At 72.0% G+C, this 25,169-nt stretch carries 24 protein-coding genes and 1 tRNA gene; 11 read left to right on the top strand and 14 right to left on the bottom strand.

The features are described 5' to 3' along the window. Positions 1-62 precede the first annotated feature (62 nt). Both dnaG and rpoD read left to right on the top strand, forming a co-directional pair. Positions 63-1,904, top strand: coding sequence for a DNA primase (gene dnaG / locus SMD20_RS18765; protein ID WP_329582631.1), 1,842 nt, complete (start codon positions 63-65; stop codon positions 1,902-1,904). 351 nt (positions 1,905-2,255) lie between these two features. After that, on the top strand, positions 2,256-3,395 hold the full coding sequence (gene rpoD / locus SMD20_RS18760) for an RNA polymerase sigma factor RpoD (RefSeq protein WP_091083570.1): 1,140 nt from the start codon (positions 2,256-2,258) through the stop codon (positions 3,393-3,395). A gap of 69 nt (positions 3,396-3,464) precedes the next feature. Here rpoD and SMD20_RS18755 read toward each other — a convergent pair whose 3' ends face one another. Genes SMD20_RS18755 through SMD20_RS18725 form a run of 7 tightly spaced genes read right to left on the bottom strand, consistent with a single transcriptional unit; the run spans position 3,465 to position 11,903 of the window. Next, complete coding sequence (locus tag SMD20_RS18755; RefSeq protein ID WP_329582629.1) at positions 3,465-4,274, bottom strand: transporter substrate-binding domain-containing protein; 810 nt, start codon at positions 4,272-4,274, stop codon at positions 3,465-3,467. Beyond that, positions 4,271-5,677 (bottom strand): hypothetical protein, encoded by a 1,407-nt coding sequence (locus SMD20_RS18750; RefSeq protein WP_329592596.1) that lies wholly within the window; start codon positions 5,675-5,677, stop codon positions 4,271-4,273. Before SMD20_RS18750 ends, SMD20_RS18755 begins: the two co-directional genes overlap by 4 nt. A 2-nt stretch (positions 5,678-5,679) precedes the next feature. Beyond that, positions 5,680-6,357, bottom strand: a complete 678-nt coding sequence (locus SMD20_RS18745; protein ID WP_329592594.1) for an FHA domain-containing protein — start codon at positions 6,355-6,357, stop codon at positions 5,680-5,682. Further along, complete coding sequence (locus SMD20_RS18740; protein ID WP_329582628.1) at positions 6,357-7,646, bottom strand: vWA domain-containing protein; 1,290 nt, start codon at positions 7,644-7,646, stop codon at positions 6,357-6,359. The genes SMD20_RS18745 and SMD20_RS18740 overlap by 1 nt, the downstream gene beginning before the upstream one ends. Continuing rightward, positions 7,643-8,599: a PP2C family serine/threonine-protein phosphatase gene (locus SMD20_RS18735; RefSeq protein WP_329582626.1), complete on the bottom strand. Its 957-nt coding sequence runs from the start codon at positions 8,597-8,599 to the stop codon at positions 7,643-7,645. Before SMD20_RS18735 ends, SMD20_RS18740 begins: the two co-directional genes overlap by 4 nt. Next, on the bottom strand, positions 8,590-10,737 hold the full coding sequence (locus SMD20_RS18730) for a tetratricopeptide repeat protein (protein WP_329582625.1): 2,148 nt from the start codon (positions 10,735-10,737) through the stop codon (positions 8,590-8,592). Before SMD20_RS18730 ends, SMD20_RS18735 begins: the two co-directional genes overlap by 10 nt. After that, the gene (locus SMD20_RS18725) at positions 10,734-11,903 is read right to left on the bottom strand and encodes a hypothetical protein (RefSeq protein ID WP_329582623.1); all 1,170 of its coding nucleotides are present in this window, start codon (positions 11,901-11,903) and stop codon (positions 10,734-10,736) included. The genes SMD20_RS18730 and SMD20_RS18725 overlap by 4 nt, the downstream gene beginning before the upstream one ends. Before the next feature lie 186 nt (positions 11,904-12,089). Here SMD20_RS18725 and SMD20_RS18720 point away from each other — a divergent pair, with 186 nt between their 5' ends. Genes SMD20_RS18720 through SMD20_RS18710 form a run of 3 tightly spaced genes read left to right on the top strand, consistent with a single transcriptional unit; the run spans position 12,090 to position 14,028 of the window. Next, positions 12,090-12,248, top strand: coding sequence for a hypothetical protein (locus tag SMD20_RS18720; protein ID WP_020545297.1), 159 nt, complete (start codon positions 12,090-12,092; stop codon positions 12,246-12,248). A 32-nt stretch (positions 12,249-12,280) separates the two neighbouring features. Continuing rightward, positions 12,281-13,558 carry an amylo-alpha-1,6-glucosidase gene (locus SMD20_RS18715; protein WP_329582620.1) on the top strand — a complete coding sequence of 426 codons (1,278 nt, stop codon included), beginning with the start codon at positions 12,281-12,283 and terminating at the stop codon, positions 13,556-13,558. Continuing rightward, on the top strand, positions 13,555-14,028 hold the full coding sequence (locus SMD20_RS18710) for a hypothetical protein (RefSeq protein WP_329582619.1): 474 nt from the start codon (positions 13,555-13,557) through the stop codon (positions 14,026-14,028). Before SMD20_RS18715 ends, SMD20_RS18710 begins: the two co-directional genes overlap by 4 nt. Before the next feature lie 25 nt (positions 14,029-14,053). Here the strand turns inward: SMD20_RS18710 and SMD20_RS18705 are convergent, their stop codons facing one another. Then, positions 14,054-14,383, bottom strand: coding sequence for a YtxH domain-containing protein (locus SMD20_RS18705; RefSeq protein ID WP_329582618.1), 330 nt, complete (start codon positions 14,381-14,383; stop codon positions 14,054-14,056). A 127-nt stretch (positions 14,384-14,510) separates the two neighbouring features. Here SMD20_RS18705 and SMD20_RS18700 point away from each other — a divergent pair. Next, positions 14,511-14,582, top strand: a tRNA-Asn gene (locus SMD20_RS18700). A 325-nt stretch (positions 14,583-14,907) separates the two neighbouring features. Here the strand turns inward: SMD20_RS18700 and SMD20_RS18695 are convergent. Together SMD20_RS18695 and SMD20_RS18690 are read right to left on the bottom strand one after the other, a co-directional pair. Further along, the gene (locus SMD20_RS18695) at positions 14,908-15,330 is read right to left on the bottom strand and encodes an NUDIX domain-containing protein (protein WP_329582616.1); all 423 of its coding nucleotides are present in this window, start codon (positions 15,328-15,330) and stop codon (positions 14,908-14,910) included. Positions 15,331-15,334: 4 nt separating this feature from the next. Further along, positions 15,335-15,832, bottom strand: a complete 498-nt coding sequence (locus SMD20_RS18690; protein WP_329582615.1) for a hypothetical protein — start codon at positions 15,830-15,832, stop codon at positions 15,335-15,337. Positions 15,833-16,137: 305 nt separating this feature from the next. Between SMD20_RS18690 and SMD20_RS18685 the strand changes: the two genes are divergently transcribed. Together SMD20_RS18685 and SMD20_RS18680 are read left to right on the top strand one after the other, a co-directional pair. After that, positions 16,138-17,238 carry a nitric oxide synthase oxygenase gene (locus SMD20_RS18685; protein ID WP_329582613.1) on the top strand — a complete coding sequence of 367 codons (1,101 nt, stop codon included), beginning with the start codon at positions 16,138-16,140 and terminating at the stop codon, positions 17,236-17,238. 47 nt (positions 17,239-17,285) lie between these two features. After that, complete coding sequence (locus SMD20_RS18680) at positions 17,286-18,059, top strand: enoyl-CoA hydratase-related protein (protein WP_329582612.1); 774 nt, start codon at positions 17,286-17,288, stop codon at positions 18,057-18,059. A gap of 8 nt (positions 18,060-18,067) precedes the next feature. On the opposite strand, the gene galK is transcribed toward SMD20_RS18680, so the two are convergent. Continuing rightward, on the bottom strand, positions 18,068-19,180 hold the full coding sequence (gene galK / locus SMD20_RS18675; RefSeq protein ID WP_329582611.1) for a galactokinase: 1,113 nt from the start codon (positions 19,178-19,180) through the stop codon (positions 18,068-18,070). A 43-nt stretch (positions 19,181-19,223) separates the two neighbouring features. Between galK and SMD20_RS18670 the strand changes: the two genes are divergently transcribed. Further along, entirely contained in the window at positions 19,224-20,084 is an 861-nt protein-coding gene (locus SMD20_RS18670) for a 1-aminocyclopropane-1-carboxylate deaminase/D-cysteine desulfhydrase (protein ID WP_329582609.1), read from the top strand. Here the strand turns inward: SMD20_RS18670 and SMD20_RS18665 are convergent. From SMD20_RS18665 to SMD20_RS18655, 3 genes are all read right to left on the bottom strand, one after another. Next, positions 20,018-20,689 carry a DUF6766 family protein gene (locus tag SMD20_RS18665; protein ID WP_329582607.1) on the bottom strand — a complete coding sequence of 224 codons (672 nt, stop codon included), beginning with the start codon at positions 20,687-20,689 and terminating at the stop codon, positions 20,018-20,020. The genes SMD20_RS18670 and SMD20_RS18665 overlap by 67 nt on opposite strands. 79 nt (positions 20,690-20,768) lie before the next feature. Beyond that, positions 20,769-21,161, bottom strand: coding sequence for a hypothetical protein (locus SMD20_RS18660; RefSeq protein ID WP_329582605.1), 393 nt, complete (start codon positions 21,159-21,161; stop codon positions 20,769-20,771). A 52-nt stretch (positions 21,162-21,213) separates the two neighbouring features. Beyond that, positions 21,214-21,762, bottom strand: coding sequence for a hypothetical protein (locus SMD20_RS18655; protein WP_329582603.1), 549 nt, complete (start codon positions 21,760-21,762; stop codon positions 21,214-21,216). Positions 21,763-21,855: 93 nt separating this feature from the next. Between SMD20_RS18655 and SMD20_RS18650 the strand changes: the two genes are divergently transcribed. Both SMD20_RS18650 and SMD20_RS18645 read left to right on the top strand, forming a co-directional pair. Next, the gene (locus SMD20_RS18650) at positions 21,856-22,575 is read left to right on the top strand and encodes a TetR/AcrR family transcriptional regulator (RefSeq protein WP_329582602.1); all 720 of its coding nucleotides are present in this window, start codon (positions 21,856-21,858) and stop codon (positions 22,573-22,575) included. Next, positions 22,568-25,060, top strand: a complete 2,493-nt coding sequence (locus tag SMD20_RS18645) for a PEP/pyruvate-binding domain-containing protein (RefSeq protein WP_329582600.1) — start codon at positions 22,568-22,570, stop codon at positions 25,058-25,060. The genes SMD20_RS18650 and SMD20_RS18645 overlap by 8 nt, the downstream gene beginning before the upstream one ends. Positions 25,061-25,169: the final 109 nt, after the last annotated feature.

Raw genomic sequence — 25,169 nt, 5'->3', positions numbered from 1 at the left:
GGGTGAGCCCATTCTGGCGGCAGGTGCGGGGAACGTCAGCGGGGCGGCATAGACTCACCGGCGTGGCTGGCCGGATCCGTGACGTCGACATCGCGCTCGTGCGCGAACGCTCTCCCATCGCCGAGGTCATCGGCGAGCACATCCAGTTGCGCAACGCCGGAGGCGGCAACCTCAAGGGGTTGTGCCCGTTCCACGACGAGAAGTCGCCGTCGTTCAACGTCACGCCCGAGCGCGGCATGTACTTCTGCTTCGGCTGCTCCGAGGGCGGCGACGTCATCACGTTCGTCGAGAAGATCGAGCATCTGTCGTTCGGCGAGGCGGTCGAGCGGCTGGCGCAGCGGGCCGGCATCCACCTCCAGTACGAACAGGGCGGCTACGTCCCCAAGCGCGACCACGGCGAGCGGGCCCGGCTGATCGAGGCGCACAAGGCGGCGGCCGAGTTCTACGCGGGCAAGCTGTTCGCCCCCGAGGCGGCGGCCGGGCGGCGGTTCCTGTCGGAGCGGGGCTTCGAGCGGGCCGACGCCGAGACCTTCGGGGTGGGCTACGCGCCCAACGAGTGGGAGGCGCTGACCCGGCACCTGCTGGGCCGCGGCTTCTCGGCGGACGAGCTGGTCAAGGGCGGGCTGGCCAAGGAGGGGCGGCGCGGGCCGATCGACCGCTTCCGCGGCCGGCTGATCTGGCCGATCAGGGACGCCACGGGCGACGTGATCGGTTTCGGCGCGCGGAAGTTGCTCGATTCCGACGACGGGCCGAAATATCTCAATACGCCTGACACGCCGCTTTACAAGAAGAGCCAGGTGCTTTATGGGATCGACCTCGCTAAACGGGAGATCTCCAAGCGCAGCCAGGCGGTGATCGTCGAGGGCTACACCGACGTGATGGCCTGCCATCTCGCCGGGGTGCCGACGGCGGTGGCCACCTGCGGCACGTCGTTCGGCGAGGAGCACATCAAGATCCTGCGCCGGTTCCTGCTCGACCAGGCCGAGTTCCGCGGCGAGGTCATCTTCACCTTCGACGGCGACGCGGCCGGGCAGAAGGCGGCGCTGCGCGCGTTCGCCGACGAGCAGAAGTTCGTCACGCAGACCTACGTCGCGGTGCAGCCCGACGGGCTCGACCCGTGCGACCTGCGGGTCAAGCAGGGCGACGCGGCCGTACGCGACCTCGTCGCGAGCCGCGAGCCGCTGTTCCAGTTCGCGATCAGGAGCACGATCTCCCGCTACGACCTGCGCAGCAACGAAGGCAAGATCGCCGCGCTCGACGCCGCCGCGCCCATCGTGGCCGGCATCAAGGACGCCGGGCTGCGCAAGCGCTACGCGATCGACCTCGACCGCTGGCTCGGCTTCATGGACGAGCGGTTCGTCATGCAGCGCATCGCGGCGGTCGCCGGGGCGCAGCAGGGCCGCCCGCAGCGCGCCCCGCAGGCGGCGCCGGTCGATCCCGGCGTCCGGGTGGAGGCCGAGCTGCTCAAGCTGGCCGTGCAGCGTCCAGCGCTGCTGGGGCCGCGTTTCGACGCCCTCGACCCGCAGGCGTTCACCGCGCCCGACCACGTCGCCCTGCACCGCGTGGTGGCCGCCGCGGGCGGCCTCGCGGCGGCCGGTCACGGCGGCCGGGAGTGGGTCGACCTGCTGCTGGAGCACGCGAACGAGGAGGGCGCGCGGGCGCTGGTGACCCGGTTCGCGGTCGAGCCGATCCAGGCCGACGCGCACGCCGAGGAGCGCTACGCGGCGGCGATGCTGGCGGCCATCGAGGCCATCGCGGTCGACCGGGCCATCGCCCAGGTCAAGTCGCGCATCCAGCGGCTCAACCCGGTGGAGGAGCAGCAGGAGTACAACAAGCTGTTCGGCGAGCTGGTGGCGCTGGAGCAGCAGCGCCGGGTGCTGCGCGAGCGCGCCGCCGGAAGCTGACCCCGGAAGCTGACCCCGGAAGCTGATCGTCCGGCTGGGCGAAGATAACGGTTCGGTCGCGAATCCAAGCGGCAAACCCGGGCGGTTGGCCCGGGAACCTGGCGCGGTCCAGCGTGCGACAAAGCGGGTGGACAACGGGCTCCGGGCAGCGAAAGAGTCGCGTCCGGCCGGAGGGGCCCGCCGGGCGCGAGAATGCTGATCGCGTAATTGGCTTTACTTTCCTGATCAAACTCCGGCCAAACCTAATTCCGATCTCAATTCGGTAAGGACGGAGGTCTTACCTTCGGTGACAAAAATGGGTCTGCCATTTGACGGAACCAATACTGCAGACTGTCTCCCGTGGGTGCATCGGTGCTGCCAAGCGGACCGCCATCGGTAGATCTTCAGGTGGCGGACCTCGTCGCGAAGGGAAGGGAGCGCGGGAGCGTAACCGTCGATGACGTCGCAGCCGCGCTTGACCGATCCGAGCTGCCGTCCGACGCGCTGGAGCGCGTCGTGCGCATGCTCGCCGAGAACGGCGTGGAGGTCCTTGAGCCCCAGGGCGACGAGGAATCCACCCGCGCCGATGAGGAAGACGTAGGCAAGCGGGCGCCGACCAGCGATCTGGTCCGCATCTATCTGCGGGAGATCGGGCGGGTGCCGCTGCTGACCGCCGAGGAGGAGGTGGAGCTCGCCAAGTCGATCGAAGCCGGCCTGTTCGCCGAGGACAAGCTTGCCGGTGGGGTCTCGCGCCTGGCCTTCCCCGAGTTCAGGGAGCTCGTCTGGCAGGGCACGCGGGCCAAACAGCGCCTCATCGAGGCCAACCTCAGGCTCGTGGTGTCGATCGCCAAGCGGTACGTCGGCCGCGGCATGCTGTTCCTGGACCTGATCCAGGAGGGCAACCTCGGCCTCATCAGGGCCGTCGAGAAGTTCGACTACACCAAGGGCTACAAGTTCTCCACGTACGCGACCTGGTGGATCAGGCAGGCGATCACCCGGGCCATCGCCGACCAGGCGCGGACGATCCGCATCCCGGTCCACATGGTGGAGACCATCAACAAGCTCGTCAGGGTCCAGCGCCAGCTCCACCAGGACCTCGGCCGCGAGCCCATCCCCGAGGAGATCGCCAAGGAGATGGACCTCCCGGTCGACCGGGTCGTGGAGATCCAGCGCATCGCCCAGGAGCCCGTGTCGCTGCAGTCGCCGATCGGCGAGGAGGACTCCGACCTCGGTGACTTCATCGAGGACGCCGACGCCGTCGTGCCCATGGAGGCCGCGGCCTTCATCATGCTGCAGGACCAGCTCGACGACATCCTGGCGACGCTGTCCGACCGGGAGCAGCGCATCATCCAGCTCCGCTTCGGGCTGGCCGACGGGCATCCCCGCACGCTGGAGGAGGTGGGCAGGGAGTTCGGGGTCACGCGGGAGCGCATCCGGCAGATCGAGTCGAAGACCCTGGCCAAGCTCCGCCACCCGACGCGGGCGCAGATGCTCCGCGACTACCTCGACTGAGCGGCCGGAGGGCGGGAGAGCGGGCCGGGGCGTCGAGCCCCGGCCCGCTCGCCGCTTCCGGAGCAGCCGTCAGGAGCAGCCCTCGAACTGCGGCACCGCGATCGTGCCGAGGTGCAGCCCCGACTTGCCGAACCACTTGTGCAGCAGCTTCGACGCCGTCCCGTCCTGGTACATGTCGATGATCGCCCGGTTGACCTCCTCGCAGCCGGGCACGTCGCCCTTGCGCAGCCCGACACCCGTGCGCTGCTCGTTGAACTGGGCGTTGGCCAGCCGCAGCCCCGAGCCGTCCTGCATGGCGAGGCCCGCCAGGATGACGTCGTTGGTGGTGACGGCGTCCACCTGCCGGCTCTTCAGCGCCACCAGGCACTGCGCGTAGTCGTCGAACGGCACGAGCTGCGCCGCGACCTTGCGCTCCTCGGTGACGCGTTCGGCCGCGTTCGACCCCTTGACCTGGCAGATCCGCCGCCCCTTGAGGTCGCGCACGTTCTTGAACGTCTCGTCGGGCCGCATCAGGATGTCCTGGTACGAGATGTGGTACGGCCCCGCGAACAGCACCTTGGCCTTGCGGTCCTGGTCGATCGTGTACGTCGCCACCACCATGTCCGCCCGCCCGTCGAGCAGCACCTTGTCCCGGTCGGCCGCCAGCGCCGGCATGAACGTGACGCCCTTGCCCAGCTTGCGGGCGAGGTAGCGGGCCACGTCCACGTCGAAGCCCTCGAACGTCCCGTCGGCCTTGCGGAACCCGACCGAGGGCAGGTCCGGCCGCACCGCGATGACGAGGTCGTCCTTGTCGACGATCGACTCGACCTCGCCGCTCGCGCAGCCTCCGGCCGCCAGCGCGGCCACCAGGGCCGCCGTCACCGCCAGCACCCGCTTCACCGGTACTCCTTGAGTCGAGGCCACACCCCGGCGACCAGCAGCAGGCCGATCCCGCCGATCGCGAAGGGCAGCAGCCGCCACAGGTTGTCGAGGGCGTTCTCGCCGCGGCCGATGGCCCGCTCGAAGTCGGCCTCGTGCTGGCCGGCCAGCGCCACCACCGCGCGGTCGTAGGCGTCGAAGGCCTGCGTGGACGTGGTGAGCCGGGCCGCCACCGCGCCGTTGTCCCGTCCGGCCAGCGCCAGCTTGCGCAGGTCGGCGTCGGCGGCCTGGAAGCCGGCGAAGGCGGTGGCGACGTCCCTGCCGCGCGGGCCGATCAGCTCGGGCCCGAGCAGGCCGAGCACCTTCGTCTCGCCCTTGGTCACCTTGGCCTGGTAGGTCTCCAGGTTGCCCGCGGGGACGTAGAAGAGCGACTGCGACTTGTCCAGGAACGTGTGCTCGTAGGTGTCGGCCCGCTCCTTGTCCAGCAGATAGCGGCTCTGGTCGCCCTGCATGCTGTTGCTGATCGCCCGCGTCCTCGCCAGCGTCAGCACCGAGTCGAACGACGACTTCTTGGCCTCGCGCAGCGCGTCCTGGTCCTGGCTCAGCACGTTCGACCCGAACACCAGCGCCAGTGCGGTCGTGGCCGTCGCCACCAGCAGCGCGGGGCCGAACACCCGGCGGAAGCGCCGGGCCAGGAAGATCTGCAGCGCCAGCAGGCAGCCCAGCGCCAGCAGCCCGGCCACCACCACCGCGGCCCGCAGCAGCGGCAGCATGAGCTGCTTGTCGTCGTAGGTGCGGCGCACGATGGTGCCGTTCTCCAGCGTCAGGTTGTACGCCTGCGGCAGCAGCACCATCCGCATGAGGTCGGTGGCCTGCCGGTAGGTCGCCACGACCTCCGCCGGCGGCGGGCCAGGCGCGTGCCCGGCGCGCTCGTCGAGCAGCAGGGCCTGCCCGGCCAGCCGCTCGTAGCGGCCGAGCCCGTCCAGCACCGACTGCACGGTCCGCCGCTCGGCCGGGTCGTCGCCGGAGAGCTGGAACGCCTTCAGCAGCGCCTGGTTGGCCTCGGAGCGGCGGCTCTCGTAGCGGGCGAGGGCGTCGGCGCGGCGTCCGGCGTACCCGTTGCCCATCAGGAGAGCGTTGGCGACCTGCGCGTCCATGTCGCTGAGCGCCAGGTAGAGGCCCGCGGTGGCGACGACCTGCGGCCCGGCGTCGCGGCCGATGACCTGAAGGCCGTCGCGGGCGCTGGAGCTGCCCACCGCCAGCGCCGTGAACAGCAGCGCGAGCGCAGCGGCGGTGACGCCGGTCAGGGTGCGGACGCGGCCGGGCACGTTGCGCCGCCTCGGCGGGGGCGGCGGCGCGGCCGGCACCATGGGCGAGGCCGGGGGAGGGGGCTGCGCCGGGGCCGGGGGAGGGGCCTGCGTCATCGTCACGGCGTGCCCTCCCTGATCGTGATGACGGTCCACGCGCCCAGGTGGATGCGGTCGCCGGGGCCGATCCTCACCGGCACGTTCACCGAGAGCGGCCTGCCGTTGACCAGGGTGCCGTTGGACGAGCCGGGGTCCACGACCGTCCACGAGCCGTCCGGCTGGGCCAGCAGCACGGCGTGCAGGTGGGACACGCCCGGGTCCTCGGGCGGGCCGGTCAGGTCGATCTCGGGGGCGACGTTCCTGGCCCGGCTGCGCCGGCCGATGCGTACCTGCTCGCCGTGCAGGCCGAAGGAGCGCTCGGGGCAGTACGGCGGGAAGGCCACCCGGTCGGCGTCCGGCCCGCCCTCGGCGATCACCTTCTCGTAGTAGGCGCGGTCGGCGGCGGTGACCGCCTCCCATCGGGCCCCGGTGACCGGGAGCGGGACGGCCGCCCCGTTCCCGCTGTAGTCGTGGCCGCACACCTCGCAGAACTGGCCGGCGCGCGGCGTCTGGCAGATGGGGCAGCTCTCGGTGGGCGCGCTCTCTCCGGAGGGCCCACCGGAGGGCCCACCGGAGGGCCCACCGGAGGGCGCAGCGGGCTGGGGGGTGGAGGCGGCGGGGGCGGCGGCCATCTGGGTGCCGCACACGTCGCAGTAGTCGTCGGCGCCCGACGCGTGCCCCTGCGGGCAGGTCGCCATCACGATCCTTCCTTGCGCAGCCGGCTGGTGCGCACCGATCCGGTGTCGAGCTCGATCTCGTCGGCCTTGTCCACGTTCCTGCGCAGCCGCGCGGTGCCGGTGGCCGGGTCCACCTCGACGACCTTCTCCAGCAGGCGGGCGGTGTCCTCGCGGCCCGACTCGACCGCGATCTCGCGGGCCTTGGCCAGCCGCGCGGTCGCGGCGTCCACGTCGCCGGCCGCGCGGGCGCTCAGCCCGTCCTGGATGAGCTCGTGCAGCTCGGCCTGGCCGGTGTAGTGGGCGACCTTGCCGTTGATGCGGGTGGACTGGGCGAGGTCGTCGGTCCACTGGGCGAGCACGTTGCCGCTGGCGAGCACGTCGCCGGTGTCGGGCCGGACGAGCTTGACCCAGCCCGCCCTGATCTCCTGGCCGATCTGGCCGGGCGGCACCTCGACGCACACGTGGTACTCGCGCTCCTCCGCGCCCCACGACCCGGTCGGGTAGTCGCCGGTGAGCGGGTTGACGTCGGTCCGCTTGCCGGTGAGGTCGAGCAGTACGGGGGAGACCTGTTTGACGAACTTCAGCCGCGCGGTCTGCGGCACCCACACCCGCAGCGACAGCTCGGCCACGGTCTTGCTCATCGAGGTCTGCGTGAGCCGGCGGAAGTACTCCGGCAGGTCGCCCTGGTCGCGGACGAAGTCGAACGTGCCGAGCATCGCCTCGGCCACCTTGCGCAGCTCGGCCGGCGCCCAGTCGGCGCCGACGCCGAGGCAGTCCACCACGAACTTGCCGCTCCAGGCGGCGAGTACGGAGGCGAAGACGTCGGCGCGCTCGTTGTTCTGGCCGTCGGTCATCAGCAGCGCGTGCCGGATCGCCGACGGGTGCGCGGTCAGCAGGTGACCGGCCAGTTTCAGCCACTCGCCGATCGCGGTGCCGCCGTGCGCGAGCAGCTTGTCGATGGCCCGGTGCGCCTCGGCCCGCGTCGCGGGGGTGGCCTTCACCAGGTGCGGGTTGCCGCGCGGATAGACCATCGTGGCCCGCTCGGTGCCGGCGATCACCGCGAAGTACGCGCCGTCGCGCAGCGTCTGCACGGCGGTCACGGCCGCCTGCCGCGCCTCGCGGATCTTGCTGCCGCTCATCGAGCCCGAGGTGTCCACGATGATCACCTCGGCGGCCTCCGCCGGCCCGGCCGCCTGCGTGGTGATCCCGCCCGTGGCGCCGACCGTCAGGATGGCGTGCACCTCGCGGCCGTCGAGGGGGAGATATTTGTTCTGGTCGATCGTCAGCGTGAACGTCGGCTGGTCACTCACGGAAGTTCTCCTAGGGGGATCAGGGCGATCGTGATGTTGTCCTGGCCGCCGGAGTCCAGGGCGTGCCGCAGCAGCTCGCGGGCCAGCTCCTGGGGATCGCCGGGGGCGGGGAGCGGGTGGCCGTCCAGGTAGCGCCACAGGCCGTCGCTGCAGACCAGCAGCAGGCCGGGCTCCTGCGGCTCGAACACGCGCACGTGCGGCCGGACGTCCCCGGCGTCCGCGCCGAGCCAGGCGGTGATCTCGCCGGTCTCGATCGCGTCGTCGGTGGTCAGCAGGGCCCCGCCCGGCGGCCCGTCCGGCGGTCCGTCCGGCGGCCCGTCCGGACGGGCGTCCAGCGGCCTGGTCGGGATCCCGTCCGGCGGTTCGGCCAGGGGTTCGGCCGACAGCCAGTACGCCCGCGTGTCGCCCGCCCAGGCCAGGCTGATGCGGCCGTCCCTGACCACGGCGGCGACGTACGTGCAGGCGGGCGCGTCGTCCACGGACGTCGCGAGCTTGGTGACCGCCCGCCCGGCCAGCTCGAACGCCTCCTCGTGCGACAGCCCCCTGATCAGCGCCGCGCTCGCCGCCTCGACGGCCACCGCGGACGCCTCGTCGGCCCTGGGGGAGCTGCCGACGCCGTCGCAGACCACGGCCACCGTGGACCGGCCGGCGGCGAGCAGCGCGACCGCGTCCTCGTTCCTGCTGCGCCGCAGGCCCCGGTCCGTGACCGCCGCCGCGCCGCCCTCCAGGACGATCTCGGCGTGGTCGCGGCCGGTGGGCTGGCGCAGCCCGCACCGCTCGCAGTAGCCCTCGGGGTCCACGGCGGCCGCCCCGCAGGACGCGCAGGTCGGCGAGCCCAGGGTGTGGCCGCACTTCTCGCAGTAGGCGTAGCCCTCGTACACCGGCGTGCCGCAGACGGGGCACGCACCCGCCCCGGCGTCCGCCGCGCGGGCCTCCGGGGCCGTCACAGCCACGTCCGGGGACGTACGGCGTTGGCCTGGTCGATGAGGGCGTGCCGCTCCTGGCGGGTGGCGGCGGCCACGGCCAGCCGCCGGTAGATCGACTCCAGCCGCCTGCGCAGCCCGGACTCCGTGAAAGCGGCCTCCGCCAGCCGCAGGCCGGGCGGCGGCGCGTTGGACTCCAGCCAGGCCAGGCCGCCGTGCAGCAGCTCGGCGGTGAGCAGGTCGCGGCGGCGGCCGTCGAGGTCGGTGAGGCGGGTCAGCCGGTCGGCCGCGGTGACCAGCTCGCCGGGGACGATCGCGGCCGGGTCCGGCCGGCGCGCCGCCGAGACGGCCAGCGCCACCTGCGCCGCCACCCGGTAGCTCGACGTGGCCGGCACCTCGTCCAGCACGCTCAGCCGGCCCGTCCGCGCCAGGCCGAACGCGGCGCTCACGTAGCCGTGGTCGGTGCGCCAGACGGTGTCGTACCAGGGGGCGGCGTGCCTGCCCGCGCACTCCAGCGCGAACGCCAGCGCCAGCTTGGGCGCCGGCTCGCCCGGCAGCAGCGACAGACACGCGTCGAACATCGTCACGGCCGTGTCGAGCCGCCCGGTCGCCATCGCCAGCACGCCGCGGTACCAGGTGACCCGCCAGTCGCCGGGCAGCTCGGCCGCGAGCTGGTCGAGCACCACCGGGGCCTCGGAGGCGCCCTCCTCGGCGAGCAGCCTGGCCCGCATCAGCCTCGTCTCGGGCGTCCGCGGCATCGCGGCGAGCTGGTCGACGAGATCCTTGCCGTCCAGTCCGAGCAGCCCGGCCAGCGCGCCGGCGGCCGGGTCGGCCGGGTCCACCAGCGGCACCGGCAGCTCGGCGGCGACGGCCGCCGGGTCGAGCGGCGCGAGCACCGCGCCGCCGCCCTCGGCCAGCGCCGTGCCGACCGCTCCCCGCTCCGGCCCGAACAGCGTCGAGGGATGCGGGTACGGCACCCCGTCCTCCTGCGCGCACACCTCGCGCAGCACCCCGACGAGCTGTTCCTCCATCTCCCAGGCGCTCTGGAACCGGTCGGCCGGATCGTCGGCGGTGGCCCGGCGCAGCAGCCGGGTGAACGACGGATGCCCGCAGTCCTGCGGCAGCGGCGCGCCCTTGCCGTTCTGCACCGGGCTGAACCCGGGGATCGCCAGTACGGCGAGGGTCCGCGCCACCGTGTAGAGGTCGGAGGCCACCGACGCCGCGTGGGTCTCCAGCTCGGGCGCGTGGTAGCCGGCCGTGGCCCACGAGGTGCCCGGCGGCGAGCCGATGGGCTGGACCGCGCCGAGGTCGATGAGCTTGAGCTGGCGGCCGACCCTGATCACGTTGGCCGGCTTGAGGTCGCAGTAGACCATGCCGTTCTCGTGCAGGTAGCCGAAGGCGTGCAGGATCTCCCTGCCGTACATGAGGACCTCGCGCAGCGGCAGCGGGCCCTGGCGGCGCAGCTCGTGCAGCGACTGGCCGCCGACGTACTCCATGACGATGTAGCCGAGCCCGGCCGAGCGCTGGAAGTTGAAGATCTTGACGATGTTGGGGTGGTCGACCGTGGTGAGGAAGCGCCGCTCGGCCTCGGCCGCGGCCAGCGCCTCGGCGTCGTTGGTGTTGAGCAGGCCCTTGAGGACCACCCAGCGGCCGTCGAGGTTCTCGTCCGAGGCCAGGTAGATCCAGCCGAGCCCGCCGTGCGCCAGGCAGCCCAGCACCCGGTACTGGCCCGCCACCAGGTCGTCCTTGCCCAGTTTCGGCGCGAACGAGTACGGCGTGCGGCAGTGCGGGCAGAACCCGTCGGTCAGCCCGGGATGCCCGTTCCTGGAGCGGCCGACGGGCTTGCCGCAGTCGGGGTTGGCGCAGTAGCGCTTCCCCTCCGGCACCTCCGGGTTGGCCATGACGGCGGTGGCCGGATCGCGGTACGGCACCGACGGCAGGTCGGCCAGCGTGGCCAGCACCCCCGCCCGTGACCGCCCGCTGCTCGCCGGCCCCGTCATGGAGCGGCTCACCGGGTTGGTGACGGGCGAGGAGGGCTGGGTGGGCGGCGAGAGCGAGACCGAGGAAGGCCCGGACGCCGGGGGCGCGGCGGTCGCCGCGTTGCCGCACAGGTCGCAGTAGCCCTCTTCGATGGTCCCGGTGCAGCCGGGCTGCACGCAGCGGGTCATGCTCCACCTCCATGGATGGCGCGCTGGTAGGTCTCGACGGCCGCGGCCGCCGCGGTCAGGTCGCAGGGGGCGCTCCACAGCAGGGCGCGGGCCCGTTCGAACAGCTCGGCGGCGGCCGGGTCCTCCGCGAGGCCCTTGCGCACCGCCATCACCTGGCAGGCGCCGAGCCGGCCGCGCAGCTCGTCGCGCCGGCCGACCAGGCCGTACAGCGCCCTGGCCGTGGTCTGGGCCTGCCGGGCCGCGGCGTCGGCGTCGTTCTCCAGCCCGGAAAGCCGCTTGGCGCGCAGCACCCACGAGTCGGCCGAGACGTCGAGCGCGTCCAGCGCGTCGGCCAGGGCGTCCACGCGGCTGCGCGGCTGGGCCTGCGGCGGCAGCGCGATCTTGACGACGACCGCGCCGTGGGCCAGCCGGGCCTCGCTCTCGGCGGCCCGCACCCGGTCGAGCGCGGCCACCAGGTTCTCGCGGCGGCGGGCGTACTCCTGCTTGACCGTGACGGCCAGCTCCAGCTCGGCGACGGCGGCGGCCAGCAGCCGGGAGACCCGGTCGAGGTCCGGCTCGACGGAGGCGCCGAGCGGGTCCTCGACCACGTCGGCGCGCAGCCGTACGAGGTCGGCGTCCGCCTGGCCCAGCCCCGGCGCGGCCTCGCCGAGGTCCGCCTCCAGCGCGCGGACGCGGCGCAGGGCGGCGTCGGCGGCGTCGAGGCGGGGGAGCAGATCGTTCCAGCGGGCGTCGATGTCGGTGAGGGCCGAGGTGACCTCGCGGAAGGCGGCGTCCATGCGGGTGACGGCCTGGTCGAGGGTCAGCCGCTCGTCCGCCTGCGGCAGCAGCGAGCGCTGCTCGACCGGCTTGGCCGCGGCCTTCAGCACCACCGACGGCCCGGCGAGCAGCGTGGTGAGCTGTTCGAGCTGGTCGGAGCCGAGCCGGCCACGGGAGTCCCTGATCTGCTCCGCGTCGCGTAACACGGCCCGGTAGGCGTCGTTCAGGCCCCAGAGCCTGGCCAGTGCCGCCTGGACGTCCGTCCAGCGGTGGGCGGTCGCCCCCCGTAAGGACGCGCCCTTGAGCAACTGGTAGGTCGTGTGGGATTCGAGGTCGAGCAGGTCACCGGAGATGCGGTCACGTTCGTCGGCGCGGGCGCGCAGCGCGTGCTCGACGCCTTCCCTGCTCATTGGTGGTCCCAGGTTCATCACGCTCCCCGGCGAAACCCCCCGATTACCCCGTTTATACCGGGCACAACGGGTGGTCTGACGGCTTAAGTTCCTTTTGCTGGCAAGGGTCGGGGGGACCCCTGACTTGTCCCTGATTCAACCCTGTCTCGCCTGCAAACGGCTTAACGATCTCTTAGCGTTACGTACATGGGACGCATACTTCTGATCATCGCGGCGGTCGTGGCCGCGCTCGTACTGCTCGGCCCCCTGCTGGGGTTCGCGCTCACCCTGCTCAAGTGGGGGCTCATCATCGGCGCCGTCGCCTTCGGCGTCCTCGTGCTGTCGAAGTGGGCCAAGAGGACATAGCTTCTGGACGCATCCCCAGTCATAGTTGGGTGATGGAGGCGCGGCCCGCGGTCGACGATGCCGCGCTCGGGCGCGAGGCGATGGCCGTGCTCGAGGCGAACTGGACGGGCTCTGGCACCGTGCCCGCTCCCGGGCTCTATCCCCACCAGTGGAGCTGGGACTCCGCGTTCGTCGTCATCGGTCTGGCCCGGCGCCGGCCGGACCGGGCCCGCGACGAGCTGCTGAGCCTGCTGCGCGGGCAGTGGGCGACCGGCATGGTGCCGCACATCGTCTTCCACACCCGCGAGGCGTACTTCCCCGGGCCGTCGCTCTGGCGCTCCCAGGAACACGCGGCCGCGCCGCCCGTCCTCACCTCGGGGCTCACCGCGCCGCCGCTGCACGGGCTCGCGCTGTGGTGGCTCTACCGGCACACCGGCGACCACGACTTCGTCAGGAAGGCGTACCCGGCGCTGGTGGCCCAGCACGACTACCTGGCCTCGGCCCGCGACCTCGGCGGCGCCGGGCTCGCCGCCATCGTCCACCCGTGGGAGTCGGGCATGGACGACAGCCCCGCCTGGGACCAGCCGCTGCACAACCTGCCCGCCATCCACTACGGCTACCGCGGCGTCGAGCTCGCCGACCGCCACCCCGACAGCGACCACGAGCGCTACGTCTGGCTCGCCATGCGCTACCGCGACGCCGGCTACAGCGCCGGCTATCTGCGCGACGAGCACCCCTTCGCCGTCGAGGACCCCATGTTCAACGGCATCTGGCTGGCCTCCTGCCAGGCCATGGCCGAGCTCGCCCCGCTCGCGCACGCCGACCCCGCCCCCCACCTCGAACAGGCCGGGCGCATCAGGCGCGCGCTGCTCGACCGCCTCTGGGAAGACGGCGGCTTCTACGCCCGCGACCTGCGGGCCGGGCAGCTGATCAAGGTCGCCACGGTGGGCGGGTTCGGGCCGCTGCTCGACCCGGAGCTGCCCGCCGAGCAACTACGCGCGGCCGTCGAGCTGCTGGAGTCGGCCAGGTTCATGGGCGCGACCGGCTACCCCGTGCCGAGCTGCGAGATCCGCGCCGGCCAGTTCGACCGCACCCGCTACTGGCGCGGCCCCTCCTGGGTCAACACCAACTGGCTGCTGCGCAGGGCCGCGGCCGTGCACTCGCTCGACCACCTCGCCCAGCAGCTCACCAACGGCACCCTGCGGCTCGTCAGGCAGGCCGGCTTCCGCGAGTGCTTCGACCCCTTCGACGGCAGCGGGCGCGGCTGCCGCGACTTCTCCTGGAGCGCGGCGCTCACCCTCGACCTGCTCGCCGATACCGTGTGGGCATGAACATCTTCCGCCGGCTGCCCGCCGACGTGCGCAAATCCCTCGACCTGCGGCAGGGGGAGCGGGTCCTCACCTTCGCCGTCTCCGGCGCGGGCCACGTGATCGCCACGAACCTCGCGCTGCTGCTGCCCGACGGGACGCGGGTGCCGTACGAGGAGGTCGACAAGGCCTACTGGGACGAGCAGGGGCTCACCGTCCTCACGATGGCCGGCGTGCGCCACGTCGAGCCGATCCCCGAGCCGCGCATGCTGCCCGAGACGCTCAGGGAGCGCGTCAACGCCACCATCGTGGTCAACAAGCACGTCGACCTCCCCGGCCGGGGCGGCGTACGGCTCGTCGCCAGGCGCCCGCCGGGCGGCGAGGTGCTCGGCTGGACCCTCGTCTTCGACGACGGCCTCGACCCCCAGGACCCCGGCCTGCGCGCACAGGCCGAGCAGGCCCTGGAGGGCGTGCGGCGCAGCATGGGTGTGTGATCCCGCGCACACCCATGCCCGCCTCCTAGTAGGTGATCCCGCTCTCCCGGGACTTGCGCTCCACGCCCGCCGTGACGTCCTCCTCCTCCGGCCAGCCAGTGGCGCCGTTGTGCTTGTGCGCGTCACCGCCCAGGAAGGGGATCCGATGCTGCAGCGTGTCGCCCACCTTGGTCCTGGCCGCGCCCGCGTACCTGGAGGCCTGGGCGCCGACGACGCCCGCGACCTCCTGCACCCTCGGGTTGTCGGCCACGCGCTGCGCCGCGCGCTTGATCTGCTCGTAGCGCTCGCGACCCGCCCGGCTGCCGAGTACGTAGCCGATGGCCAGTCCCATCGTGAATGTCATTCGATATCGCATGTCACACCTCCGCTGTCACCGGGCCTACCCCGGTAACGATGCGACACGCACTCCAGGAGTGCGCTAATCTATTCATGCGCACGACGGAGGGGCCACAAAGCCCCGCCGAGCAGCGCAAACAGATCGATCCCGCGTAGCTCAACGGCAGAGCAGCCGGCTGTTAACCGGCAGGTTATAGGTTCGAGTCCTATCGCGGGAGCGTCTTCAGAGGCTCCGGTCTCACAGGTCAGGCCCCCTCCTCGGATCGAGGACAGGGGGCCTGAGTCGTTTCCGGGAGCCAACAGGGGAGCCACTGCCCGGATCGGTCACCAAACGCCGGTCGGCCGGCGCGAACGAGGACACGGCCGCAGCGGGGGTGCGGTGCTTCGCTCACGGAGCAGGGCTCGCTGGCGCAAGGACATCCAGTGACGCCGCATGCCTCCAGCGGGGGCACTCCGGTGCCGGGCCGGCCAAGATCGGGGCGTGCGGGTGGTGGGATGGTTGCAGCAAATCTGCCTGCACGGATGGACGGGCCTTCTGGAACATCACCATGAGCGACGTTCCAACTTCGCCAAGTTCGATTTTGTGATCTCCGACAGCGGTCTGGGGAGATCTTCGAGATCGAACCATCCGATCGCCTCGCATTTTCCCGGTTCGCGGATGACGGGCTCTCCATCGAGATGCCTGGCATGGAACGTCACCGACACCCAATGCTGGTCGGGGAGAATGTGATCAAAAGCGCCGAGCTGCCCGGTGACCTGGATGTCCATCCCGTACTCTTCCGCGATCTCCCGCGTGATGGCCTGCTCCAAGGCTTCGCCGAAGTGGACCATCCCGCCGGGGAACTCCCAGGTGCCGGTCTCATTTCTCGCTCTTGGCCCACGAAGGGCCAAGAACACCTGACCCTGATCGTTGGAGATCACGGCACCGACGCCGACGCCGACATAGTCACGAGCTGGTCGCATCATCGGTCTAGCGTATTTGTGGCAGGATCACCGTGAGCGCATACCCCCACATGAACGCGATCGATCCGATGATGAAGAGGATGATGTAGGTCTCGTACCAGCGGATGAAGTTGCCGACCTTCGGTGGTTTTCTGAAGCCCGCGTAGACGATCCGATCGGTCAGCTCGCACTCCTCTTTGCGATAGTCCAGCCATGTGAACACTCCGATGACGATCAGCAGTGCGGTGAAGGACCCGATCACCGTGACCAGCAGCATGAGTCCCACGATCCCGGAGCGGGTGACGACTGGAGTGATCCCCCACGTCCGGTAGCCGATGAAGAGCGCAAGTCCCGCTGCGACCAGGCTGCTGGCGAGGGTTTGATAGATGGCCAAGAACTTGTAGACGTTCTCGTTGACGGTGTGGATCTGCTGAAGGATGTACTTATATCGCTCTAATGAGAACTCTCTATCCAGTTGTCTCTTTTCTGCCTGCTTGAGGTTGCCGGCTGTTGTCCTTGGCTTCAACTCTTCCCTCCTTCCTTGGTTATCGGAATCAAAGAAAGATCATTACCGGGTTCGGTCAAGTCATGATGCTGAGCACCCGAGTCCGGGGCATTTCTGGGTTCTCGGGACAAGGGGGGACTTGGCGGCGAAGATGGGTGGGACCGGTCCTCAAGGGGCCGGAGCCGCGGGAACTGCGAGGGGGCGAGGAGAGGGCGCCGCCGCCAGGACGTGCCGCCGTGACCCGGAAATCCGGTGGGGCGATCCGATGACCGAGAAGTGCTGATTGCCGCGTGCGTACCTGGATAAGGTCCCTCAGTCCCTTCGACATGCCCCGCACCCAGGCCTGGCTGGGGCGCATCGCCGACCTGCGCGAGGCGGAACGTTTCATCAGGCTCTACCACGCCGAGAACCCCGGGGCGGGCGGCCCGGAGGCGCGTCTGCGCGAGGTGGCGCGGGAGATCGCCCGTACGGGCACCTACACCCACACCGCCGACGAGCTGGTCTTCGGCGCCCGCGTGGCCTGGCGCAACAGCAGCCGCTGCATCGGCCGCCTCTACTGGCGCTCCCTCCGCGTACGCGACCGCAGGGACGTCTCGACCGCCGAGGGGGTGGCGCTCGAATGCGTCGCCCATCTGCGTGAGGCCACCGGCGGCGGCCGGATCAGGCCCACGGTGACGGTGCTCGCGCCCGACGGCCCGGCCCGTCCGGGGCCGCGGATACTCAACGACCAGCTCATCCGCTACGCCGCCCACCGGTCCCGCGACGGCCGCGTCACCGGTGACCCGCGCAACCTCTGGCTCACCGACCTCGCGAGGACCCTCGGCTGGCGGGGGAGCGCCGGCGGCAGGTTCGACGTGCTGCCGGTGATCATCCAGCCGGGGCTCGGCGACCCGCTGCTCTGCCACCTTCCGGGGGACGCCGTGCTGGAGGTGCCGCTGGCACATCCCGACTACGGGTGGTTCGCCGAGCTGGAGCTGCGCTGGCACGCCGTGCCCGCCATCTCGGACATGTGCCTGGAGATCGGCGGCGTCTGTTATCCGTGCGCGCCGTTCAACGGCTGGTACATGGGCACCGAGATCGGCGCCCGCAACCTCGCCGACCACGACCGCTACGACCTGCTCGGGACCGTGGCCGCGCGGCTCGGCCTGGACACCTCGACCGAGCGTTCGCTCTGGCGCGACCACGCGCTGGTGGAGCTGAACGTGGCGGTGCTGCACTCGTTCGAGCGGGCGGGGGTGACGATGACCGACCACCACACCGAGTCCCGGCGCTTCCTCACGCACCTGGCGAAGGAGGAGAAGGCCGGGCGGGTGTGCCCGGCCGACTGGTCGTGGATCGTGCCGCCGCTGTCCGGCAGCGCCACCCCCGTCTTCCACCGCTACTACGACACCAGCGTCCTCACGCCGTCCTTCGTCCACCACCGCTAGCGGGGTCCACTTGCCGCCATGGGATAGAACATGGTTCTGTTGGCTTCATGTCGGAACTCGTGCTCTCAGCCGTCGACCAGGGCGTGCTCACGCTCACCTTCAACCGTCCCGAGACGCTCAACGCCTGGACGGACGCCATGGGGCGGCGCTACTTCGACCTGCTGGAGGAGGCCGAGCGGGATCCCGCCGTACGGGCCGTGGTCGTCACCGGCGCGGGCAAGGGCTTCTGCTCGGGGGCGGACTTCAAGACCCTGAGCGCCATCCAGACCGGCGCGTACGACGAGAAGCCGGACCCGCGGCCCAACACCTTCCCCACCGGCATCGCCAAGCCGATCATCGCGGCCGTGAACGGGGCCTGCGCCGGGCTCGGCATGGTGCACGCGCTCGTCTGCGACCTGGTGTTCACCGCCGAGGACGCCAAGTGGACGACCGCGTTCCCGCGCCGCGGGCTGGTCGCCGAGTACGGACTGTCGTGGGTGCTGCCGCGGATCATGGGCCAGCAGCGGGCGATGGACGTGCTGCTGTCGGGGCGGGTGCTCACCGGGCGGGAGGCGTACGAGCTGGGGCTGGTCAACCGGGCGGTGCCCGGGGACGGCGTGGTCGCCGCCGCCCAGGAGTACGCGCGCGAGCTGGCGGCCCACAGCTCGCCCGCCTCGATGTCGGTGATCAAGCGCCAGGTGTGGCGGGACTGGGACGTCACGCTGGAGGAGTCGGCGAAGACGGCGACGCAGGAGATGCTCGCCTCCTTCGGCCGCCCGGACTTCGCCGAGGGCGTGTCGAGCTTCCTCGAACGCCGCCCGCCGAACTTCCCCGCCCTCTGAGGGGGGGGTCAGGCCAGGCGGTGGGCGCCGCGCGCCGGGGTGGCCGGCAGGAAGCGCGGCGCCTGGAACCCGCGTTCGGCGTAGGCGGCCGAGACGGCGTCCTGGACGGACTGGAGCCGGTCGTCGGCGACCAGCGCGATGGCCGAGCCGCCGAAACCGCCGCCGGTCATCCTGGCGCCCCGCGCGCCGCCCTTGAGCGCGGCCTCCACGGCGAGGTCCAGCTCGGGGGAGGACACCTCGTACTGGTCGCGCAGCGACAGGTGGGAGGCGTTGAGCAGGGCGCCGATCTCGGTGACGGCGCCCGCCCGCAGCAGGCCGATCAGCGCCTCGACGCGGTGGTTCTCGGTGACGACGTGCATGGTGCGCTTGCGCTCGGCCCCGCTCAGCCGCTCCAGGGCGCCGGCCAGGTCGGTGACGTCGCGCAGCGCGGGCACGCCCAGCTTGCGGGCGGCCGACTCGCACTCGGCGCGCCGCTTGGCGTACTCGCCGCCGGCGTGCTCGTGGTGGACCTGGGTGTCGATGATGAGGATGCTCAGCCCGTGTGCGGCGAGGTCGAGCGGGATCGTACGGGAGGCGAACGAGCGGCAGTCGAGGAACAGGGCGCGCCCCTCCTCGCTCAGCGCCGACGCGGCCTGGTCCATGATGCCGCAGGGCATGCCGACGAAGTCGTTCTCCGCCTTCTGGCCGAGCAGGGCGAGCTCCATGGGCGTCATGCCGAGCTGGTGCAGGTCGTTGAGCGCGGCGGCGACGGAGACCTCCAGCGCGGCGCTGGAGCTGAGCCCGGCGCCCTGCGGCACGTCGCCGTCGATCGCGATGTCGGCGCCCGTCACGCGGTCGCCGAGCATCGCGAGGACGCCGACGACGTAGCGGGTCCAGCCCTTGGCCTCCTCGTGGGTGGCGAGCGTGACCGGCTCGCCCGGCGACTGGAGCGAGAGGAGGCGGACGGTCCGGTCGGCGCGCGGGGTGACGGCGGCGGTCACGCCCCAGGGCACCGCGAACGGCAGCACGAAGCCGTCGTTGTAGTCGGTGTGCTCGCCGATCAGGTTGACCCGGCCCGGCGCGCGCCAGACGGTCTGGGGGTCCGCACCGAAGGCGGCGCGAAAAGCTTCAACAACGCGCATAACCCAACACTCCTCAACAAGGGCCCGACCGTAGACTAGCGCCATGGAGGAGCTCCTGGATCCAGGGCTCGGGCAGGTCCGGGTGTTCCTGATGCGCGACGACAACAAACCGCGCAAGCTCAAGTACAACCTGGGCCACCGCAGAATCCTCGCCTTCGGCGGCGCCTGGTCCAACCTCGTCGCGGCGGTGGCCGAGGCGGGGCTCCGGCACGGCATCGAGACGATCGGGGTCATCAGGGGCGAGGAGCACCTGCCGCTCAACCCCGTGCTCACCCGCGCGCGGGAGTGCGGCATGACCCTCACCTACCTCGACCGGGCCACCTACCGGCGCAAGCACACCGAGGAGGTGCGGGCGGCGCTGCGCGCCAGGTTCGGCGCGGACGTCGCGATCCTGCCCGAGGGCGGCAGCAACGCGGCGGCCGTGCGCGGCTGCGCCGAGCTGCCCGCCGAGATCGGCGTCCCGTACGACGTCGTGTGCTGCCCCGTCGGCACCGGCGGCACGCTGGCCGGCATCGCGGCCGGGCTGCCCGAGGGCAAGCGGGCGCTGGGGTTCGCCGTGCTGAAGGGCGCCGGGTTCCTGGAGGGGGAGGTGGCCAGGCTGCAGCGGGAGGCGTACGGGCGGACCTGGTCCAACTGGTCGATCGACCTCGACCATCACTTCGGCGGCTACGCGCGTACGACGCCCGAGCTGACGGAGTTCGCCGCCCGGCACGGCGTCGAGCGCGTCTACGTGGCCAAGATGCTCCTCGGCGTCGTCGATCTGGCCCGGCGGGGCGTCCTCGCGCCGGGCACCCGCGTCGTCGCCGTGGTCACCAGCCCGCCCGAGAACCCGGGCGCTCAGCCTTCGACGCCGGTCGCGGCGTGCGCCGCGCCGACCGGCTTCGACTCGGGCGAGCCGCGCTGACGCAGGTAGATCGACAGCACCACCATCGACAGCACCGCCAGCAGCTCCGACTGCCAGTTCTGCAGGCTGCGGTTCCAGAACTCGGGCGAGGTCACGTACGAGCCCCATGAAACCGGGTCGCGCAGGTCCGCCAGGCGCTCGGAGTTGTAGGCGGACTGCCCGGCGACGGACTGGGCGCCCCACGACAGCAGGAAGATCAGGCCCATCACCAGGCCGAGCGAGTTGCCGAACAGCCACAGCCGCGGCCCCCGCGCCCGTGCCCAGCGCGGCGAGTCGGGCGCGGCGTGCGCGCCGACCTTCTGCTCCTCGTCGGACTCGGCGCCGGCGTCCTCGATGGTCTTCGACTCGTTCGAGCCCTTCTGCACCAGCCAGACGGTGAGCGCGATGTAGAGGAAGAACTGCAGGTACTCGGACTGCCAGTTCTCGGCCACGTCCACGGCGAAGGAGGAGGAGGTCACGTACTCCCAGACGGAGATCGGCTGGTCGCCCATGGCGCGCTGCTGGTCGTTGAGGTCGAGCGTCCCGGCGATCGCCTGGCCGCCGAGGGCCAGCAGGAACATCACCAGGAAGACGAGGGACAGCGAGTTCTCCTTGATCCACTTCACAGTCGGGACCATCCGATGGCGAAGAACCACGCCAGCCCGGCCACGATCAGGAGCGTGGTGATCGTGAACATCACCCGCATCAGTCCTCCACCTCGCAGTCGTACGGCAGGTCGCGCACCGGCTCGCAGCCCGCGGCCCGCACCCGCCAGCCGTCGCCGTAGCGGTGCAGGAAGAGCGTGTCGGCGGCCAGCCGTACCTGGGCGTTGTCGCCCCACACGCGCGCGTCGGTGACCGCGCCGCCGGGGCCGAGGCCGAGCTCGCGCAGCGCCTCGGCGCAGGTCTGGCCGCGGTCGGGGAGCCTGTCGGCGGTCTTGGGGGCGAGCAGCGCGCACGCGGCGTCATCCTGATGCGCGGCGAGCGCGGCGTGGAAACGCTCGGCCGCCTGAACCGGAGCCGCGGCGTCGGGGGCGCAGCCGGTCAGCGCCAGCGCCAGCATCACTCCCGACGCCGGCGCCACGAGCGGGATCCTCATGGGACACGCTGCTACCCGTCGATCACACGAACATGCTGCCCGGCCGGCGAGATCAGCGCCCCAGTTGGTCGAGCACGGGGCTGACCAGCGCGTCGAGCTCGCGGGCGAGCACCGTCACCGCGCGGTGGGCGTGCTGCTCGACCTCGTCGTGCGGGCCCTCCGGCTCGGGCGGCAGGTCGCCGAGCGGCAGTGGCGCCTCCACCAGCAGGGAGGCGCGCAGGAACGGGACGCGGGCGAGGTCCTGCTGGGACGGCTCGACGTACTGGCCGAAGGTCTCCTGCCAGCCGAGCCAGCCGCGGTCGCGCCACCAGGCGCGCGAGCGGGTCAGCTCCTCCGGCAGCGGGGAGACGAGCCGGACGCGGGCGTAGAGCGTTCCGTCCCAGGTGTTGCGGTGACAGGCCGCCTCCAGCACGCGGCGGTCCCACCGCACGTAGCCGGGGGCGAGCGAGGGCGGCGTGGCGAGCCGCCACGCGGTGCACGCGAACCTGACGGGGGCGATGTCCCCCCACTCGAACTCGTCCAGGTTCTTGCGTACGTGGACGGCGTAGCGCCCGTCGCGGTCCCTGTCGAAGTCCTGGTCGATCCAGAACGCCTTGGCCATGCACCCCACGCTACGGCCCGGACGCGGGAACGGCCTTGCTCTTGATTGAATGACCGGATAGTTTCATTCAGTCAAACAAATGGGGAGAATTGGATGGCCAAAGCCGGACGACCGCCGCAGGACCCGGCGCGCCAGCTCGAACGCGCGCACCGCATCCTCGACGCCGCCGCCGAGCTGATCCTGCGCTGGGGCTACGACAAGACCACGATCGACGACGTGGCCCGCCGCGCCGGCGTCGCCAAGGGCACGATCTACCTGCACTGGAGGACCCGCGACCAGCTCTTCGCGGCGCTGCTGCGCCGCGAGCGGGTCCACCTGTTCGACGGCATCAGGGCGAACGCCCCGGCCACGCTGCCCGAGCTGTTCGGCGGCCTGGTCCGCGAGACCCTGAACCGCCCGCTGCTGCGCGCGGTCCTGCTCGGCGACGACGAGGTGCTGGGCAAGCTCACGCGCATGAAGCGGACCAGCGGCACCACCCTGGAGCTGGGCGGCCCCTTCGACGCCTACATCGCCCGGCTGATCGAGCACGGCTCGGTGCGCGCCGAGCCCGGCGACCACCTGACGGTGATCAGCTCCATCGTGTACGGCTTCATCGCCCTGCCGGACCTGCTGCCGGAGAGCGCGCGGCTGCCCGACGAGCGGATCGCCGAGCTGGTGACCGACACCGTGGAGCGGGCCATGTCCACCGGCCGCGCCCTGCCGGAGGCGGACCGGCGGGCCGTGGCCGAGGCGACCGCGGACATCCTGGACACCATGGAGGAGGTCGCCCGCCGCCGGCTGGCGGCCTCGCTCGGGAACGAGGAGCGTGAGTGACGTGAAACTGGTGCTGGCCTTAGACGATCCGGCCGCCGACCTGGACCTGGCGGGCGGGAAGGGAGCGTCGCTGGCCCGGCTCGCGCGGGCCGGGCTGCCGGTGCCCGGTGGGTTCCACGTGACGACCGCGGCGTACCGCGCGTTCGTGGCGGGCTTCCGCGACGAGATCGACCCGCGCGACCCGGAGGGCGCCGCCGCGCTGTTCGCCCGGCACGAGATCCCCGAGCCGGTCGCGGCCGCGATCCGGGAGGCGTACGCGGGGCTCGGCGACGACGTCGCCGTGGCGGTGCGCTCCTCGGCGACCGCCGAGGACCTGCCGGAGCTGTCCTTCGCCGGCCAGCAGGACACCTTTCTCAACGTCCGCGGCGACGGCCTCCTGCCGGCGGTCCTGCGCTGCTGGGCCTCGCTCTGGAACGCCCGCGCGATCGCCTACCGCGACAGGAACGGCGTCCCCCACGACGACGTGGCGCTCGCCGTGGTGGTGCAGGAGCTCGTGGACGCCGACGCGGCCGGGATCATGTTCACCGCCGACCCGGTGACCGGCGCGCTGGACGAGACCGTGATCAACGCCTCCTGGGGGCTCGGCGAGGCGGTCGTCGGCGGCCAGGTCACCCCGGACACGCTCGTGCTGCGCGGCGGCGTGGTCGTCCGCGAGCAGGTCGGCGACAAGACCGTCATGACCGTGCGCACGCCGGACGGCACCGAGGACCGGCCGGTCCCCGCCGAGCTGCGCCGCGCCCCCGTGCTGAGCGCCGCGCAGGCGGCCGAGCTGGCCGCGCTCGGGGAGCGCGTCCAGGACCTGTACGGCGTCCCCATGGACGTCGAGTGGGCCCGCCGCGCCGACGGCACCCTGGCCGTCCTCCAGGCCCGCCCGATCACCGGGCTCAGAGCGCGCCCGGAGGAGTGGAACGACAGCCTCAAGGGCGAATACCTGTGGACCGCGGGCAACCTCGGCGAGGCCATCCCCGACGTGATGACGCCGATCACCTGGTCGTACGTGCGGCTGTTCATCCACGAGGCGATGTCCGCCTCGGCGCTGCCCGGCTTCGACATGGTCGGCAACATCGGCGGCCGGTTCTACATGAACCTCAGCATCGTCCACACGATCGCGGCCGCGATGGGCATGGGCAAGCGGACCTCCGCGACGGAGAACGTCTTCGGCAAGCTGCCCCCCGGACTGGACGTGCCGAAGGTGGGCCTGTCCCGCTGGGAGATCATCAAAAGGGTGCTGCCGATGGCGGTCGGCCTGCAGCGGCGGGTCCGTACGAACCTCAAGGCCATGCCCGCCTTCCTGGCCTCCTCCCGGCGGCGCTGCGAGGAGCTGCGCGCCCGCGTCGCCGCCACCCCCACCGCCCCCGAGCTGGCCGAACTGTGGGAACGCGAGATCCGCCCGCACGTGGTCACCGCCTGCCGGATGCTGGAGGCGGCTGGCCGCCAGGGCGGCGGCACCCTCGTCTGGACCCGCGACAAACTGCGCAAGCTGGCCGGCGAGAGCGACGCCGAGGCCATGCTGTCGGGCGTCAACGCGGGCGGCGGGCTCGCCAGCATGGGCCTGCTCCTCGGGTTGTCCCGGCTGGCCCGCGGCGAGATCACCCGCGAGGAGTTCGCCGCCGCGTACGGGCACCGCGGGCCGCACGAGTTCGAGGTGTCGAAGCCGCGGCCCGGCGAGGACCCGGCGTGGATCGACGCCCAGCTCGCCGGGCTGCGCGACCTGCGCACCGACACCGAGGCGCTGCTCGCCCGGCAGGAGCAGGCGCGGGAGGAGGCGTGGGCGCGCTTCGCCGCCCGCCACCCCGGCAAGGAGGCGCGGATGCGCGAGCGGGTGCGCCGCTGGGGCGCGGTCGTCCGCGACCGGGAGGAGGCGCGCTCGGAGAACATGCGCGCCTTCTGGGTGCTGCGGGCGTTCACGCTGCGCGCGGGGGAGCTGACCGGGCACGGCGACGACGTCTTCTTCCTGTCCCTGGAGGAGCTGCTCGGCCTGCTGCGCGGCGACGCCACCGGCCTGGACCGGGTGCCGGCGCGGCGGGCCGCCTACGAACGGTACGCGGCGCTGCCGCCGTACCCGGTGCTGATCGTCGGGCACTTCGACCCCGTGCGCTGGGCCGCCGACCCCGACCGGCGGGCCGACGTGTACGACGCCCGCGGCGGCCTCGCCCCCGTCGGCGACGCCGTGACCGGCTTCCCCGGAGCGCCCGGCGTCGTCGAGGGCGTCGCCCGGGTGATCGCGGGCCCGGAGGAGGGCGACCGGCTGAAGCCGGGCGAGATCCTGGTGACGACGCTCACCAACGTGGGCTGGACGCCGATGTTCCCGCGCGCCGCGGCCGTCGTGACCGACCTCGGCGCGCCGCTGTCGCACGCCTCCATCGTGGCCCGCGAGCTCGGCATCCCGGCCGTGGTCGGCACCGGCAACGCCACCATGCGCCTGCGCGACGGCGACCGCGTCCGCGTGGACGGCGAACGCGGCACCGTCGAGCTCCTCGGCTGAGTTTTAATCGGTTGCCCCCGGGCCGGGCCCTCTGGTCTGCTGGCCGGGAACCCCAGGAAAGGAGCAGAAATGCGAGCGACTGTCGTGTCCCTCCGCGAAAGGACCGCAC

The sequence above is a fragment of the Nonomuraea sp. LP-02 genome (assembly GCF_036289125.1).
Taxonomy (GTDB): domain Bacteria; phylum Actinomycetota; class Actinomycetes; order Streptosporangiales; family Streptosporangiaceae; genus Nonomuraea; species Nonomuraea bangladeshensis.
The sequence above is the reverse complement of the archived record's forward strand: the minus strand, read 5'-3'. Positions and strand labels throughout refer to the sequence as shown.

Coding starts and splice junctions, on each gene's coding strand:
- SMD20_RS18750 (WP_329592596.1), bottom strand. CDS start 5,677: ATGACGCAGGCCCCTCCCCCGGCCCCGGCGCAGCCCCCTCCCCCGGCC.
- SMD20_RS18745 (WP_329592594.1), bottom strand. CDS start 6,357: ATGGCGACCTGCCCGCAGGGGCACGCGTCGGGCGCCGACGACTACTGC.
- SMD20_RS18730 (WP_329582625.1), bottom strand. CDS start 10,737: ATGACCCGCTGCGTGCAGCCCGGCTGCACCGGGACCATCGAAGAGGGC.
- SMD20_RS18725 (WP_329582623.1), bottom strand. CDS start 11,903: ATGAGCAGGGAAGGCGTCGAGCACGCGCTGCGCGCCCGCGCCGACGAA.
- SMD20_RS18720 (WP_020545297.1), top strand. CDS start 12,090: ATGGGACGCATACTTCTGATCATCGCGGCGGTCGTGGCCGCGCTCGTA.
- SMD20_RS18715 (WP_329582620.1), top strand. CDS start 12,281: ATGGAGGCGCGGCCCGCGGTCGACGATGCCGCGCTCGGGCGCGAGGCG.
- SMD20_RS18710 (WP_329582619.1), top strand. CDS start 13,555: ATGAACATCTTCCGCCGGCTGCCCGCCGACGTGCGCAAATCCCTCGAC.
- SMD20_RS18705 (WP_329582618.1), bottom strand. CDS start 14,383: ATGCGATATCGAATGACATTCACGATGGGACTGGCCATCGGCTACGTA.
- SMD20_RS18695 (WP_329582616.1), bottom strand. CDS start 15,330: ATGATGCGACCAGCTCGTGACTATGTCGGCGTCGGCGTCGGTGCCGTG.
- SMD20_RS18685 (WP_329582613.1), top strand. CDS start 16,138: ATGCCCCGCACCCAGGCCTGGCTGGGGCGCATCGCCGACCTGCGCGAG.
- SMD20_RS18680 (WP_329582612.1), top strand. CDS start 17,286: ATGTCGGAACTCGTGCTCTCAGCCGTCGACCAGGGCGTGCTCACGCTC.
- galK (WP_329582611.1), bottom strand. CDS start 19,180: ATGCGCGTTGTTGAAGCTTTTCGCGCCGCCTTCGGTGCGGACCCCCAG.
- SMD20_RS18670 (WP_329582609.1), top strand. CDS start 19,224: ATGGAGGAGCTCCTGGATCCAGGGCTCGGGCAGGTCCGGGTGTTCCTG.
- SMD20_RS18660 (WP_329582605.1), bottom strand. CDS start 21,161: ATGAGGATCCCGCTCGTGGCGCCGGCGTCGGGAGTGATGCTGGCGCTG.
- SMD20_RS18655 (WP_329582603.1), bottom strand. CDS start 21,762: ATGGCCAAGGCGTTCTGGATCGACCAGGACTTCGACAGGGACCGCGAC.
- SMD20_RS18650 (WP_329582602.1), top strand. CDS start 21,856: ATGGCCAAAGCCGGACGACCGCCGCAGGACCCGGCGCGCCAGCTCGAA.